At 46.0% G+C, this 15052-nt stretch carries 16 protein-coding genes; 1 reads left to right on the top strand and 15 read right to left on the bottom strand.

Translation table 11 applies throughout. From position 1 onward, the window contains the following. Positions 1 to 288 precede the first annotated feature (288 nt). Positions 289 to 804, top strand: coding sequence for a bifunctional 3-hydroxydecanoyl-ACP dehydratase/trans-2-decenoyl-ACP isomerase (gene fabA, locus PRUB_RS12090; RefSeq protein WP_010384707.1), 516 nt, complete (start codon positions 289 to 291; stop codon positions 802 to 804). Positions 805 to 1369: 565 nt separating this feature from the next. Here fabA and PRUB_RS12085 read toward each other — a convergent pair. The 15 genes from PRUB_RS12085 to astE all read right to left on the bottom strand — a co-directional run bounded on the left by PRUB_RS12085 (position 1370) and on the right by astE (position 14960). After that, positions 1370 to 1897, bottom strand: a complete 528-nt coding sequence (locus tag PRUB_RS12085) for a DUF3833 domain-containing protein (RefSeq protein ID WP_010384709.1) — start codon at positions 1895 to 1897, stop codon at positions 1370 to 1372. Between the two features lie 6 nt (positions 1898 to 1903). After that, positions 1904 to 2491 (bottom strand): chalcone isomerase family protein, encoded by a 588-nt coding sequence (locus tag PRUB_RS12080; RefSeq protein ID WP_010384710.1) that lies wholly within the window; start codon positions 2489 to 2491, stop codon positions 1904 to 1906. Continuing rightward, on the bottom strand, positions 2484 to 2999 hold the full coding sequence (locus PRUB_RS12075) for a DUF2878 domain-containing protein (RefSeq protein ID WP_081694353.1): 516 nt from the start codon (positions 2997 to 2999) through the stop codon (positions 2484 to 2486). Before PRUB_RS12075 ends, PRUB_RS12080 begins: the two co-directional genes overlap by 8 nt. Further along, a complete protein-coding gene (locus PRUB_RS12070) occupies positions 2974 to 4251 on the bottom strand; it encodes an SAM-dependent methyltransferase (protein WP_010384712.1) in 1278 nt (425 codons plus the stop codon). Before PRUB_RS12070 ends, PRUB_RS12075 begins: the two co-directional genes overlap by 26 nt. A gap of 3 nt (positions 4252 to 4254) precedes the next feature. Beyond that, on the bottom strand, positions 4255 to 5055 hold the full coding sequence (locus PRUB_RS12065; RefSeq protein ID WP_010384713.1) for a DUF1365 domain-containing protein: 801 nt from the start codon (positions 5053 to 5055) through the stop codon (positions 4255 to 4257). 11 nt (positions 5056 to 5066) lie between these two features. After that, on the bottom strand, positions 5067 to 6320 hold the full coding sequence (locus PRUB_RS12060; RefSeq protein ID WP_010384714.1) for an NAD(P)/FAD-dependent oxidoreductase: 1254 nt from the start codon (positions 6318 to 6320) through the stop codon (positions 5067 to 5069). After that, positions 6317 to 7042, bottom strand: a complete 726-nt coding sequence (locus PRUB_RS12055) for an SDR family NAD(P)-dependent oxidoreductase (protein WP_010384716.1) — start codon at positions 7040 to 7042, stop codon at positions 6317 to 6319. Before PRUB_RS12055 ends, PRUB_RS12060 begins: the two co-directional genes overlap by 4 nt. Then, positions 7027 to 7512, bottom strand: coding sequence for a nuclear transport factor 2 family protein (locus PRUB_RS12050; protein ID WP_010384717.1), 486 nt, complete (start codon positions 7510 to 7512; stop codon positions 7027 to 7029). The genes PRUB_RS12055 and PRUB_RS12050 overlap by 16 nt, the downstream gene beginning before the upstream one ends. A 260-nt stretch (positions 7513 to 7772) precedes the next feature. Further along, complete coding sequence (locus tag PRUB_RS12045; RefSeq protein WP_010384718.1) at positions 7773 to 8423, bottom strand: ChrR family anti-sigma-E factor; 651 nt, start codon at positions 8421 to 8423, stop codon at positions 7773 to 7775. After that, positions 8416 to 9075, bottom strand: a complete 660-nt coding sequence (locus PRUB_RS12040) for a sigma-70 family RNA polymerase sigma factor (protein WP_010384719.1) — start codon at positions 9073 to 9075, stop codon at positions 8416 to 8418. The genes PRUB_RS12045 and PRUB_RS12040 overlap by 8 nt, the downstream gene beginning before the upstream one ends. Positions 9076 to 9178: 103 nt before the next feature. Then, complete coding sequence (locus PRUB_RS12035) at positions 9179 to 9736, bottom strand: LON peptidase substrate-binding domain-containing protein (RefSeq protein ID WP_010384720.1); 558 nt, start codon at positions 9734 to 9736, stop codon at positions 9179 to 9181. Positions 9737 to 9928: 192 nt separating this feature from the next. Then, a complete protein-coding gene (locus PRUB_RS12030) occupies positions 9929 to 11479 on the bottom strand; it encodes a dihydrolipoyllysine-residue acetyltransferase (protein ID WP_010384722.1) in 1551 nt (516 codons plus the stop codon). Positions 11480 to 11489: 10 nt separating this feature from the next. Then, positions 11490 to 12467, bottom strand: coding sequence for an alpha-ketoacid dehydrogenase subunit beta (locus tag PRUB_RS12025; RefSeq protein WP_010384723.1), 978 nt, complete (start codon positions 12465 to 12467; stop codon positions 11490 to 11492). Further along, positions 12467 to 13684, bottom strand: coding sequence for a thiamine pyrophosphate-dependent dehydrogenase E1 component subunit alpha (locus PRUB_RS12020; RefSeq protein ID WP_010384724.1), 1218 nt, complete (start codon positions 13682 to 13684; stop codon positions 12467 to 12469). Before PRUB_RS12020 ends, PRUB_RS12025 begins: the two co-directional genes overlap by 1 nt. 244 nt (positions 13685 to 13928) lie before the next feature. Then, positions 13929 to 14960, bottom strand: a complete 1032-nt coding sequence (gene astE / locus PRUB_RS12015) for a succinylglutamate desuccinylase (RefSeq protein ID WP_010384725.1) — start codon at positions 14958 to 14960, stop codon at positions 13929 to 13931. Positions 14961 to 15052: the final 92 nt, after the last annotated feature.

Here is a 15052-nt window from a genome sequence, read left to right as displayed (position 1 = left end):
AGAAATAATCTATCTGGGGGCACTGCTTGAATGATTTTCATTCATTTCTAGATACCCCAGTGTATAGTGAGCCATAGTTATGGCTTTATAGATGAAATGCGCACCAATTGATGTATAAAAATCGTCCTTTCGGCTATAAAACGGGAGGGCTTGCAAGGCCAGGGGGATAAAAATATATCACCTGATAAGTAAAGTGCTCAAGTAACACGCAAATTTTAACTGTTCAGAGTTGTTTAGCGTACAAGTGTAAGCTAAAGTAGCGACAATTTAAGACTAAGACTGATGATTATGGAACCAAAAAATAGCTATACAAAAGAAGAACTGATCCTGTGCGCTGAAGGCAAAATGTTTGGCGAGAACAACTGTCGTCTGCCAATCGATAACATGCTGATGATGGATCGTATCATCGAGATTAACGAAGATGGTGGCGAGTTTGGCAAAGGTCAGATCGTCGCTGAGCTAGATATTAACCCTGATCTGTGGTTTTTTGACTGCCATTTCCGTGGCGACCCGGTAATGCCTGGCTGTCTGGGTCTGGATGCCATGTGGCAGATCGTTGGTTTCTTCCTGGGCTGGTCTGGTGGACCGGGCCTTGGTCGCGCACTGGGTGTGGGTGAAGTTAAGTTCACAGGCCAGATCCTACCAACAGCTAAGAAAGTAACATATCGTGTAGACATGAAGCGCGTTATCAAGCGTAAATTGTTTATGGGCCTTGCTGACGGCACAGTAGAGGTTGACGGTCGTGTTATATACGAAGCAAAAGATCTAAAAGTAGGCCTGTTCCAGGATACGAGTGCGTTTTAATCTATTTAAATCGCGCTGATGTAAAAGCCCATCTAGATTAGACGGGCTTTTTTTATTTGACTACCTTCGAACCAGCTTCAAGCTAAAACGATGCACATGCTTTCGCTTTTAGTTTGCTGTGCAACGTACTGCTATTATTCACTCTGTTACCACTTTTAGGCTAATACCAATTTCACTCAATACCTGGTCTATTTGAAGGAGCAAATAGGACGCTAACAGCGTTAAAATTTTTCATTCGGAATCTTATAGACATAGGCTCACAAATTTTTGCCACGCCTATAGGGATTTAGGTGCCTCAGCGATAGCGGTGTTATCGACTATATTTTCTCGCCTCAAGATTAAGCAAACTGGTATAATAAAAACCACAAGCCGGATGCTTTCCAGCTTCTCCATAGCAATCATTACGCTATTAAAACAGTGAGCAAAAAGCACATATTCGTGGCGTAAAGCACTAGTAGAGACCGGCAAGCATAACTTTATACGAGAACCAGCAGATTTCAGTCATAAGCTAAAAAGAACAAAGGCCTGATATACAGGCCTTTGTTAGTGAACACGACAACCAGACTCAACTGTCATGTTTTTCTATAATTAGGATAACTTCTCCAACTTTGAAGCCCCATTTAATGATCTCAGTACGGTTAAACAAGCGTTTATCATTCACCAGGTACATCCAGTCGTCCAAAGTGACTTCTAATGGGGAGCCCTGATATTGGATCTCCAATTGGTAGCGCCAGTATAACGCCGAACCCGCAGTTTCTCCTTGCGCTACGCCAATGACGTCTCCGGCGGTGCCTTTGTAGCGATTATCTGCGACTTTTTCCAGCTGCCAGATTCTGGTTGACTTTTCTCCGTCGTCAAATCGAAACCATTCTTTTAACTCGCCTTTGTTGCCCTCCCAGGTGCCTATCAGATCGGCTTCAAAACGTCGTGTAAGATTACCGCTTCGGTCAAGGACAATACCATAAGCAGTCAGCTCTCCACTAAAAAACTGCTCCAGTGCCAGGTCCGGCTTTGTTTCGCTATAGTCAGCAATGATTTTGCTGGTACAGCCACTGAGTGTAAAAATCAGCAGCAATGCCAAATATACTTTCATCTTGTTTTACCTTTTTCCAATGAGCTGCTCTCTCAGCTTTGGCTCTGTGGTTTTTTCTGATAGCCATATGTCCAGGAACGCAGGGCCAAAGGCTCGGTCATTAATCGCTCCGAGAAAACGTGCAGACGTTTTCAGCTCTGCTTCTGACAAGGCACTTTTAACCTCTGCACCCGGTTCAGGACGAAAATAAAAGCGGCTTTGCTTATCGCTGTCCACGACTAAAATGAGCTGGTTGCCCTTTTGTATGTCAGGCCAGAGTTGCACAAGTTGTCTCAACCATTGCTCAGCGTTGTCCAGCACCATTTTTTGCTTTTGCCACTGTTCTCGCGTGGCATCTACCAGTTCCTGCGCTTCTATGTCGCGTTTGTAAGTTAAACTCAGCACCTGTGGAAACTGGTCTGCCTTATATGCTTCTCCACCGGTATACAGTGCAGCTGAATAGACATCCCAAAATAGATAGCGTAAATCGGCTGTACCTCGCAGTTCTAGCGTAGGCAATTGTGTTGCCGTCGAGGCACTTGCCTGCAGTGGAACGAATAAAGGTACTGAAAACATCGCTAACGCGACTAGCGTTTTGCACAATTCATTAAACATGTTGTTCTCCCAGACGCTGTCCCATTCGACCGTTGAGATGTACTGCCAAAGGTAAAATGACGGCCCAAACAACAGCAAAAATTAAAAACACACTTGTCAGTGAGAGTGCAGAGTTCAGCGCACCGAGCTTTATCCCACCGACATAACTGAGTGCGCCAAATACCGCACCAAGTGCCCCCTGTATGCCAAAGTGATAGCGACTCATCCAACTCAGACTATGGTTAAGCGTCAGCGTAAAGTGACCCCAAAGCAAAGCAAGCCACAGTGGTAGCCATTGATAGCCGTCCGCAAAACTTATTACCCCCAAAAGTGAGAGCGATTGGTCTACAATCAACCCAAGCGGTAAAATCAACAAGCTCCAGGCGTCAGCTTTCCTGCTTGGTGAAAGAGCAAAATGCAGCAAAAACAAAAGCCCAACCAAAGGCACAGCCTGATCTGTGAATATGGCGCACAACCACCACACAGATTGAAAGATAATGAGATTAATCAGCCAAAAATTGCGCATCATTCACCCCAATATGTCGTGGCTTACGAGCTACCAGGTGATGCGTGCTTATAACACGTTCTAAGAAAGCACCTTCACAGTACTGTAGATAAAACAGCCACAGACGTCGGAATCGCTCGTCAAAGCCAAAAGTACGGATCTGTTGCCAATTCTGCTCAAACTGCTCACGCCAACGTTTGAGTGTTTGTGCGTAATGCAGGCCAATATCGTCTATGTCACGCACAACCATGTCCGTTTGAGTAGCGAGATGGTCTGACATCACCGCTATGGATGGCAAGCAGCCACCGGGAAATATGTAACGCTGAATAAAGTCCACATTGTTTCTGTAGTGGTCATAGCGTTTATCTGCGATGGTGATCGCTTGTAATAGCATCAGACCATTATCCTTCAGCAAGCTGCTACATTTTGCAAAAAAACCAGCCATGTAACTGTGTCCTACAGCTTCGATCATTTCGATAGACACCAGCTTATCGTACTTGCCTTCCAGCAACCGATAATCCTGTTTTAACAAAGTGATTTGGCCCTCTAAGCCCGCTGATTTAATTCGCTGCGCTGTAAACTCATGCTGTGCATCTGAGATGGTTGTGGTGGTCACTTTACAACCGTAATTTTGGGCTGCAAACAATGCAAATGCGCCCCACCCTGTACCAATCTCTAACAGGTGATCCCGCTCACTCAGCTCAAGTTTATCGCATATAATCTTGAGCTTGTTGTTTTGCGCTTGTTCAAGTGACTGTTCAAGCGTGTCAAAGACCGCGCTTGAATACATCATAGTAGGATCAAGAAACGACTGATATAAATCATTGCTAAGGTCATAATGTGCCAGTATATTTTGTTTTGAACCGGATTCGCTGTTGCGATTGCCAAAATGAAATACGCGGTTTTTAAGGGAAGTCAGCCAGGACATTTTACCTTCCAGCTCGTCCAGCTGTGACTGAGCACAAGCAAAGATGCGTATGACCTTTGTTAACTCGGAGCTTCCCCATTTGCCATCGATAAATGCTTCGGCAGCACCAATCCCACCGCCTTTCAATACATCCAGATAAAAGCTTGGATCGGACACGAAAATAGTAGCATGGATCCTGGGCTGCATCGCACCTAACACAACCTTCTCACTTCCTTCGATGATTTCGAGACGATCATGCTCCAGATTTTCCAACAGCTTAAAGATAAATCCTCTGGCTTTATTGATCATTAAACTATGCCACCATGATGCCGTGGCAGGCTTGGGGATGGTTTGGCTATTTTGTTCCATGTATCACTTCGCTTTATTACAGTTAGAGTGAGTTTCGGGGTGCGGTATGAACGGCACACGCTTCACCCAAAGTTTTAAGGCCTGCCAGTAAATTGCCAGGCATATCTTCAATGTCATAGAGGGCACACACAACCCCAGACCAAGTAAGTTTCTCAACGAGAGCGGCTTCGATTTGAGCGCCATAGTGGCGTCAAAGAGTTTATCGTTCACCAAAGTCCCCTGTTGTTTATAGTCGTGGTCTGCCGTGGCATGATTTTCTATATGTAACAACAGCTGCCCGGAGCCATTTTCAGGAGGCGCTTTAACGCGCCACAGATATTGCATATCCAGTGACATAAATGGTGACACATGAAATGCCTTATCTGTTCTTTGCGACTCGCTAATATCCACCAGATAGTAGTGTCGCTGGTTCCACGGTGTGTTGCTCACTTCGGCCAGCATCAGATTGCAGTTTCCCTGCTCATCGTAGCAGAAGTAAACGTTGAGTGGACTAAAGTACAAACCCAGACAACGTCCCTGAACCAACGCTTTGACACGTCCGCCGGGCCACTGCCCACCAAGCTCTATGACTTTGTTTTTAATACGTTGTTGTAATGTTCCGCGATCACCTTTGAGGTAGTCTTTTTGGCAAAAGCGGATCGGCCGATACCATTGCGGACCAATTAAACCCTGACCGGCCTGGGTGAAAGCATCGCTGTCAACATCCAGACAAAGCATGTACAAGCGATACGAAAAACCGTGATATACAGGCGCAAAGCGTCGATGTCTTACCTGACCAACATATAAAGGTGAAGTTTGCGTCATATGACCACTCATTACAGATCGTCCAGACTAATACCGAACCTTGCAGCAACATCGACGGCGCTGCGTACGCCGTCTTCGTGGAAGCCGTTGTACCAATAGGCACCGGCAAAATGCGTTTGTGCCTGCCCGCAAATTTCTTTTCGACGCAGCTGCGCTGCCATACTTTGTGTATTAAATACAGGGTGCGCATATTGATAGTGGCCGAGTACCTTGTCCTGTTCTATTTCCTGGTTCAGAGTGACACAGAATGTGCAAGGTGCCTCGATGCCCTGCAATATATTCATATTGTAGGTAACCGCCGCTGGCCGGGACTCGTTATTATCGAGCAGGTAATTCCAGGCAGCCCAGGCAAGGCGACGCTTTGGTAATAATTGCGTGTCTGTATGCAGTACCACACTATTTTGAGCGTAGGGAATTGCTGAAAGCACACTGGTTTCATCCGAGCTTGGGTCGCCCAGCAAACTAAGGGCCTGATCACTATGACACGCAAATACCACCTCATCGAATTCACGGACTTCGTCTGTAAAGTGAAGTTGGACACGGCCATTGTCACGCGTGACTTTGGATATAGCGGCACTGAGATGAATATTGCCTTCAAGGCCCCGTAATAGTGGAGCAATATATTGTTTCGAGCCACCAGGGATCACATACCATTGCGGTCTGTCACTGATGTTCAGCAAACCGTGATGATAGAAGAATCGCACAAAAAACTTCAGTTCAAACTCTTTCATTTTCTGTAGACTAGTAGACCAGATAGCAGCGCCCATCGGCAAAATGTAATGCTCTGCGAAAAAGTCACTGAAGTTGTTCGCTTCAAGAAAAGTGCCTAGCGTTTCCTGACTAGAAAAATTGTCGTCGGCATAGCGCTGTTTTGCTGATGTATTAAAACGCACAATCTCCCGGATGAGACGCCAGAACCGGGGCCGGAAGAGGTTTCGTCTTTGTGCGAACAAGGTATTGAGGTCGTGACCATTGTACTCTAGGCCGGAGTCCTTGTTATGAACACTGAAACTCATTTCCGTAGGTTTCCCCTGGATCCCAAGCTTGTCCATCAGCTTAATGAAGTTTGGATAAGTTCTGTCGTTATAAACAATAAAGCCTGTATCAACCTGGTAGGTTTGCCCCTGATACTCTACGTCTTTTGTTGCGGTGTGCCCGCCAAGACGATCTCTTTTTTCAAACAAGTGTACTTCGTGCCTGGTACTGAGCAATCTCGCACAGACCATACCTGAAACGCCACTGCCAATGACGGCTATTTTTTTCATCTTTTTATCCATTTTGCGGCAAGGCGGCGCCAAACGGTGTGTGGCAACCAACCAAAGAATTTGAGCAGATAGGTAAACCTGCGTGGAAAGTGAATATCGAACTGCTTGTTCTCCACACCCCTGAAAATGCGTTCAGCAGCCTGTTCACTGGTAATTTGACAAGGCATCGGAAAATCATTCTTTTGCGTCAAAGGCGTATCTACAAAACCTGGGTGGACAACGCTCACCTGAATACCACTGCCTGCGAAATCTACATCCAGTGTTTTGGCCAGGTAAGTAAGGCCCGCTTTTGACGCGCCATAGGCTTCCGCCCGAGGTAACGGCAAGTAACTGGCTGATGAGCTGACAAACACCAAAAAAGCGCCTGGAGCAAGCTTACCAAGCCAAGCTTCCAGACAATAACCGACTGAAATTAAATTGACGCTGATGATGCGCTCAAACAATGCTGAGTCAAAGTGACGTGCATCGTCTATATACTCACAGCCTCCGGCATTGAGAATGATGCCGTCTAAAGGCGGCAAACGTTCAGCTAAGTCAAAAATTGCCGCTTTATCGTTTAGATCAAAACACCAGTGACGGATATGTTCTGATTCAGGTAGCACCGATTCGAGTTTTTCTTTGCTACGGCCGCAGACGTGCACTTTGTATCCGGCTTCAATATAACGTCTGGCCAGAGCCAGCCCTATTCCGGAACTTGCGCCAGTGATCAAAACTTCGGGCATGCCTGCGCTCCCTTGTTCGCTGCATCACCACTTTGCTCGCCAGACACGCGGGCTTTTAACCAACGTATCCCCATTCCCATTAGTGGAATGTGTTCATAGAGCAAACTACCTGCATCAAAATAATCCCGGTGCATTATTACTTTGCCGTCCTGAACTTTGAGATAAGAGTGGCCCTCAACAAATATTTCCTGCCCCTTGCCAAGGCGGTTGTGACGATAGCGCATTGTCCAGTACAAAGCGGCTTGATCGCCCTGCGACAAGTTGTGGTGAATATCAAACTGGCAACTAATCACGTTGCTGTACATATCGCTGAAGTATGTGCTCAGGTTGGTCAGCCCATTGATCCCATGAAGCGGATCGCTAAATTGTATGTCGGGGTGATAGATCTCTGCCAATAAATGTAAGGTTTCTCTGTCTAGCTTATTGTAAATCCTTACAAAATTGTCGAGCCAGTCTGGTTGTTCGGTCATTACTTTATCCTTTCTGTCACTATGTCCTGTAATACGTGTTCAAACCGGCATAAGATCAATCAGGTTAAGGTTCCTCCCCCATTTCACTGACTGATTTAAAGGTATGTAGCAGCTATTCACTGGATACTGTCATTCTCTTTAGTACATTAGCAGGTTTTTATAGAAAGCGCCTGAAATCAGTACCCTAGAAACGAAAAAAGCACAAAGGCTGGCTTTGTGCTCAAGTCGAAGGAGGAATTAAGTCGCGACTTAATTCTGGGTTAGTAGATCAACTTACCAATGGGATTGAACAATTGGCTCAAGCCCTGACTGAAATGCAGTGCATCGTCAGCTAGGGTGAAGCATAAACACGATTCAGTAGCGACCGGAGAGTGCTCGTGTTCACCGTCAAGCATAATGAAATCTCCGGGTACGTAGTTGTCCATTTCATCTTTGAACTCGCCGGACAGGAGTAATGTTAACTCAAATCCTTTGTGTGTGTGCTGAGGAACACTCCCTCCCTTTTCAATGTGCAAAAGGCTTGCGTGTAGCTTGCCATCGCCCAGATCCAACCTCGACCGGGACAGCTTACCCAGTTTCAGCCACCCACTGAGGCCAACATTATGTAAGCTGGAAGGCAACACGAATTGTTCACCTTTCACCTCTATCTCAAGAGGTGCAGGTGCTGGCCTTTCATCAAAAAGCGCATCCTTGGTGATCTGTGCAATCAGGTCATCCCAGCTATCTTCGTTCTGTGGATCACTTTCTTCGCCTATAAAGCTGTGGGCACAGCTTGTTTCAAATTGATGTGCCAACCTCTGACATTGCGGGCACATATCTATGTGCATACTCACGGCTACGCTCAACGAAGCACACAGTTCTCCTTGAACATAAGATTGCAGGATTTGTTCGGATGGGTGGTATTTAATCATGATGCTCCCCCATGTGTGCCTTTAATTTACCTAATGCTAATCTGAGCCGAGACTTAACTGTGCCCAAAGGTATCCCCAGTTGATTTGCCAGCTCTTCCTGACTCAGTTCCTGGAAGTAAATGCCCTTAACGACATTTTTTTGCTCTTCAGGTAACTTTTCAACGTATTCAACAAGCTGCCTGTCGAGGAGGTGGTCGGAGAACTCGGCACTGTCATCACGCTCGTTGCTGTGCTGCTGCCAAATATCTTCACTCAGATTATCTTCGCGGTTGGTCTGCATCTTTCTGAGCATATCGAAAGACTGGTTACGAACCAAAGTGTATATCCAAGTAGTTACAGCGCCCTTCTCCGAGTTAAACAAATGTGCTTTTCGCCACACGTTTGCCATACTTTCTTGTAAAAGCTCCTGCGCCTGACTTGCATCACCAAATCGTTGACGACCCAAATGCAGCACTTTTGGCGCAAACCACTTAAATAGGCAGGCAAACGCTTTTCTGTCTCTTTGGTTTGCAATACGATCCATCCAATCGCATAACTGCGCCTGTTGCTCAGCGCTGAGCAAACGTTGCTCCGATGTTTGTGTAGCAGCAACGTCTTTCATAACTGACCCCTGTGGCGTTTCGGTACTTTGCTGTCGGCTCTTTTCTATCATTAGCTCACATCCATAAATAATGGAAGTATAAAAACGGTTTTATTGCTTCTCGGTTTGTTGTACGTCTGACCAAACAAGTTAGATCACTAAGTCAGCGAATTTATCAGTCTTCTTGTCCGGTTAAAATAGTATCAAGGAATTTTAGCGCCTGCGGCAGAGTGTCTGGTTCGCAAAACCCCTCTTTGTGCTCTGGAGAAAAAGGTAAGACTTCCAGAAAACGTCCCGCCACCCAGGCAGCATCCTCAAACCTGGGCTCAGGGTAAAGTGCTGCCAATTCGGGATTCTGATTAAAGATACGAGCCAGTTCGTCACTGATATGCTGATACCTGGGCAACAGCTCTGTCGTCGCCCAATGCACTCTTGCGGTGAAGCGTGCCTGACGCAGTCCATCGGACTCCATCCAGACCTCGTCAATGTCCAGTAATCCCTTTGATCTCACGTCTATCGTCAGAATATCATCTTCTGCTGAGCCAAAGTCAATAATTTCGACCCAACTTGCCCATGGCGCAGTTTGATGCTCATTGGCAGACTTGTACAAGCCAATAGCAAAGTGACGGTCATCGCCAGCTTCTTTGACCATACGCAAGTATTTTTGCTCAAAAATCCGCAACCGCGTAACGCCGCCGGGTAACAGGAATACAGGTAATGGAAAAAGTGCCATTTGCACGCTTTGGATCATAAAATAAGGCCAAACAGTTGAATCTGTCTGTCAATACGAGTGAGGTGGTAGCACGGATCAATTAAAATCCATGTCGCTATCTTGACTGCATTTCTTAATTTTTTACAAGAGAAGCCATTAAAAAAGGGCCGTAAAGGCCCTTTACAACAAGTAAGAAACTAGCAAAATCGACGATTAGCGCATAGCCATCATCATTTTAGCCGGCTCCTCTAAGTAAGACTTCCACAAATTATTAAATCTTGCAATGGTTCCGCCATCAATTACGCGATGGTCACCAGACCAGCTGACTTGCATAATCGAGCGTGAGACCACATTGCCTTGCGCGTCAAAACGCGGCAAATGTTGTAATTTACCTAACGCAACAATAGCAACTTCAGGTTTATTAATGATTGGGGTCGCTGTGGTACCACCAATTGCACCGATATTCGAAATTGAAATCGTTCCACCTTTAAGGTCATTTGGTGATACTCGCCCTTCGCGCGCTGCATCTGTTAACTGGGTTACTGCTTCAGCCACATCCACAATTGACTTATTCTGACATTGCTTAATGTTAGGTACTAATAAGCCGAGCTTACTATCAACAGCCATACCTATGTTGTGATCATCAAAATAAGTGATCTCTGTACACTCATCATTGACCTGCGAATTAAGGATTGGAAACTCTTTTATCGCGAGAGACAGAGCTTTAATAAAGAATGGCATCATTGTCAGCTTAATGCCTTGCTTTGCATACTGCTCTTTAAGAGACTTACGTAGTGCGATCAGTTCTGTCAGGTCAATTTCATCACTGTAAGTAAAGTGTGGGATGGTAGAAACAGACGCCACCATTTGCTTGGCCATCGCGGCTTTCATACCTCGGATAGCCTCAACCCGGGTTGATCCTGCACCAACAGGCGCAGTTGCTGACGGTTCAATTTGAGCCGGTGTTGCCTGAGCAACGGCCGTACTATCGCCTTGCGCAAAACGTTCCAGGTCTTCTTTAAACACTCGACCATTTTTGCCCGAGCCAGGTACCAGGGTAATATCGATGTCCATTTCACGCGCGCGGCGTCTGACAGCTGGAGAAGCGACCGCTTTGCCATTTACTTTCGCTGGCGCGGAAGACTGTGCAGATGGTGCTTTGCTCTCTTTCACAGGTTGTGGTTTATGCACAGCCAGTTCATCTTGTTTCGGGCTATGATCAGCACCAAGACGCATCTGAAATAGCGGGCTGTGAACCTGAGCAATATCACCTTTCTGATAATATAGTTTTTCAACAACACCATCATACTTGGCCGGAATTTGCACCAGCGCTTTGTCTGTCATTACATCGCATACAGCCTGATCTTCTTTGATTTCGTCGCCTTCTGCGACCAACCATTCTACGATCTCACACTCAACAATTCCTTCACCAATGTCCGGCAAAATAAAATCTTCTAAATGCGCTGTTGATGCAGGGGCTACAGAATCACTGTCACTTACACTGCTAACAGGTGCAGGCGCTTCGCCAGCTACATCCATAGCAAACAGTGGCTCATGCACTTTCGCAATGTCACCCTTAGCGTAATGTAACTGGGTGATCACACCGTCATGCACGGCTGGGATCTGAACCAGTGCCTTATCTGTCATCACATCACAAATTGGCTGATCTTCTTTCACTTCATCACCGACATTAACCAGCCACTCGACCAGTTCACATTCAACGATCCCTTCGCCAATATCCGGTAAAATAAATTCTTTAGACATGACCCGTCCCTTAAAACTCTACTGACTTCTTAATTGCAGCGAATACTTTAAGTGCATCCGGTACATACTCTTTTTCCAGTGCCAGTGGATAAGGCGTATCCAGACCACAAACACGCTCAATGGGTGATTCCAGGTGCAGGAAACACTCTTTCTGGATTGTGGCTGCAATCTCAGCACCAAATCCGTTGGTGATCGGCGCTTCATGGCTGATAACCAGACGACCAGTTTTAGTCACAGACTTCGCAATTGTTTCAGCGTCCCACGGCAAAATTGAGCGCAGGTCAATGATCTCACAGCTGATCCCGGCTTCTTCAGCCTTAGCAGCAGCTTGCTCAATGATTTCCATCTGGGCACCCCAGGCTAGCACGGTCACATCTTTACCTTCTTTGACCACTTCAGCTTTGCCAATTTCGATGGTGTAATCACCCTCAGGCACTTCCCCTGTTGAAGCGCGATACAGACGCTTAGGTTCAAAGAAAATCACCGGGTTATCATCTTTGATACATGCGCGCAGCAGGCCTTTTGCCTGATATGGGTTACGCGGCACGACCAGCTTCAGACCTGGCGTATGAGCAAAATAAGCTTCAGGAGATTGTGAGTGATACAAACCACCCGCAATACCACCACCGTAAGGTGTACGAATAGTCAGGTTACCCACATTAAACTCATTACCTGAACGATAGCGGAATTTCGCAGACTCGTTCACTATCTGGTCGAATGCAGGGAAGATATAGTCAGCAAATTGGATCTCAGCCAGTGCAGGTGCGCCAAACGCAGCAAGACCATTCGCAAAGCCCAAAATACCCTGCTCTGTCAGTGGCGTATTAAACACACGATGCTTACCGTATTTTTCCTGTAAGCCAGAGGTAGCACGGAACACGCCACCAAAATAACCTACGTCTTCACCAAAAATACACGCCTGAGGGTGCTCTGCCATGGTAATGTCTAACGCCGAGTTAATGGCGTGCAGCATGTTCATTTTAGCCATTATTTGATCCTCCCAGCCGTAATTGGATACGCATCCGGATGCTGTTTAATATGCTCTTTTAGTTCTTCGTATTGTTTTTGTAGTGCCGGAATTGGTGTATCGTAAACGTCGGAAACCAACTCTTCCAATGCAGGTTTTTGTATCTTTTCAGCGACTTTCAGTGCAGCCAGGATCTCTTCACGGATCTTGTCTTTTTGTGCTTCGTCTTCTTCTTCGTTCAGCCAGCCTTGCTTGAGCAACCAGGCCTTGAAGCGAGCTACCGGACAATTTGACTTGAATTCGGCTTCTTCATCTTTTGTACGATAGCCAGAAGGGTCATCAGATGTAGAGTGCGCACCGAGGCGGTAAGCAATGGATTCAATCAGAACGGGTTCGCCAGTAGTCACTGCAATTTCGCGGGCCTTTTGTGTGGCGGCATACACAGCCAAAGTGTCTGCACCATCAACACGAATGGTTTTAATGCCATAACCAACACCACGAGAAGCAATACCGTCGCCTTTGAACTGTTCATCAGCCGGGGTCGAGATAGCGTAACCATTGTTACGCGCAAAAAATAGCACCGGGGCTTTATGCACTGCGGCCATGTTTAAACCAGCATGGAAGTCGCCTTCTGACGCGGCCCCCTCACCGAAATAACAGATGGTTACATTGTCAATCTCGCTGCTGAGCTCACCACTTTGTGCATCAATGTGCTTAAGCTTTTGACCATAGGCATAGCCCGTCGCTTGTGGGATCTGTGTGCCAAGTGGCGATGAAATGGTCAGATAATGTAATTCGTTTGAGCCATAGTGAACCGGCATCTGGCGGCCTTTGCCCAAATCTTTTTCGTTTGAGAACAGCTGGTTCATAAACTGCTCAAGTGAGAAACCACGATAATGAAGCGCAGCTTGCTCTCGGTACTGCGCCATAATCATATCTTCTTGCTTAAGCGCAGCCGCACTGGCGGTAATCGCAGCCTCTTCTCCTAAACATTGCATGTAGAAGCTAATCCGACCCTGACGCTGTGCCGCCTGCATACGTTCATCTAACAGGCGGATAAAGCGCATTGTTGAGTAAATACGTAGCGCCGTCTCTTTATCTAAGTCAGGTGCAGTGGCGCCATCTAAAATGTCACCGTCTTCGCTGAGTATCTTCAGCGTTGGGATGTTAAGCGCATGGCCATCGATAAATTCGAGCGCATGGCTGATATTCAACGATATGTTATTGGGGTTAGTCATAACCTACCTTCTCTTGTTGTCATAACTAATTTGCAACGCCAAAGCCGCTTAAAATGGGCCGGTTCCGCGATTAGAGATTTGAATAATTAGTGCGGTAAATGCAAATTAATTAAATTAAAGCTTTTGCCACTTTACGTTAACGTAAACGGTTATTCAACTAATCCTAGATGAATAACCGCTAATTTGCACATTTTGATCTGGAAAGTTTTTGATACGCTTTGATAAGCGCTTTACTTACAGGGGGTTATACAAAGTTTTCGTCGACTTCGAGCGGCACAACTGTTAATAATGCACGTTGACCCAACGCAACTTTAGCATTCGGGAAAATGATTGCTTCACCCTCAACCTCTGCAAAATAATCCGTATCACCATCTGTCGCCAGCAACTCACCTTTAGCAAAACCGGTGAAATTTACCGCAGAATCAGGGAATGGGAATGAAAACGCTTCACAGGTTCGGTTTATCGTACGGTGCACCTGGAACAATTCGAAGTCACCTGCATTGAATTCATCATATTTAACACTTTCTTGACTAATTAATGCTTTCAACGTTTGTTTAACTGCCCTAAAGCGTGACATGTCATTCTGTCCAAAAGGCTTGACCTGCCCCAGTTCCACAGTAAAAGCATCTGCACCGAATTGAAATGACGAAAAATAACTGAATGTCGTGGCTGCTGAGCGCATCATTAATATGGTATTGACGCCACATGCCAGCATGAATTGAAGCTGTGATTTCTTCCAGGGTTTTCCGTGCAAGAACGGGTAAACGGCGAACTTTTCATTTTTTGAACCACGAATTGCAGTATGCAGGTCATAATGACAACGGTAACGTCCTTCTGGCACGCTGGTGAAAAAGTCACGTACATAGCTTTCAAGTTTCGCAGCCCGGATCTGCTCCGGGTTATCGGTGCGGTTTTCGTGGGCACCATTAAACAGACGATTAAGGTTTTCATCAACAAAACGCTCAGCGATATTGATGGATTTTGGGTTTCCGAATATAAACAAAACACGATGAGCCAGTTCAATTCGCTCCAGAATCACATCCTGAATAAACGCGTCGCATATTTCGATTGGGGCAGTTTCATTACCATGAACCGCACTGGACAGAACGATGTCTTTGTCGCCATAAGAGGCAGGTGTAAACTGGATAACGCCGGTATCTTTTACTTCAACCAAAGTACCGTTGCTGAGTGTAAATTGCTCAGCAGCAAGAGAAAACTCGTTATTACGAGTCAAAGTCAGGAAGTCTCCAGTTTGTTTTAACGTATCAAGGTACATACGAACATCACCTTTTGTGAGAGAAATGAGAGTAGCCAGGAAGTCGTACTTCCACAACTATGATAGTAGGTATAAAAAAGGCCATCACTCAT

The organism is Pseudoalteromonas rubra, assembly GCF_000238295.3.
In the GTDB taxonomy this organism is placed as follows: domain Bacteria; phylum Pseudomonadota; class Gammaproteobacteria; order Enterobacterales; family Alteromonadaceae; genus Pseudoalteromonas; species Pseudoalteromonas rubra.
The sequence above is the reverse complement of the archived record's forward strand: the minus strand, read 5'-3'. Positions and strand labels throughout refer to the sequence as shown.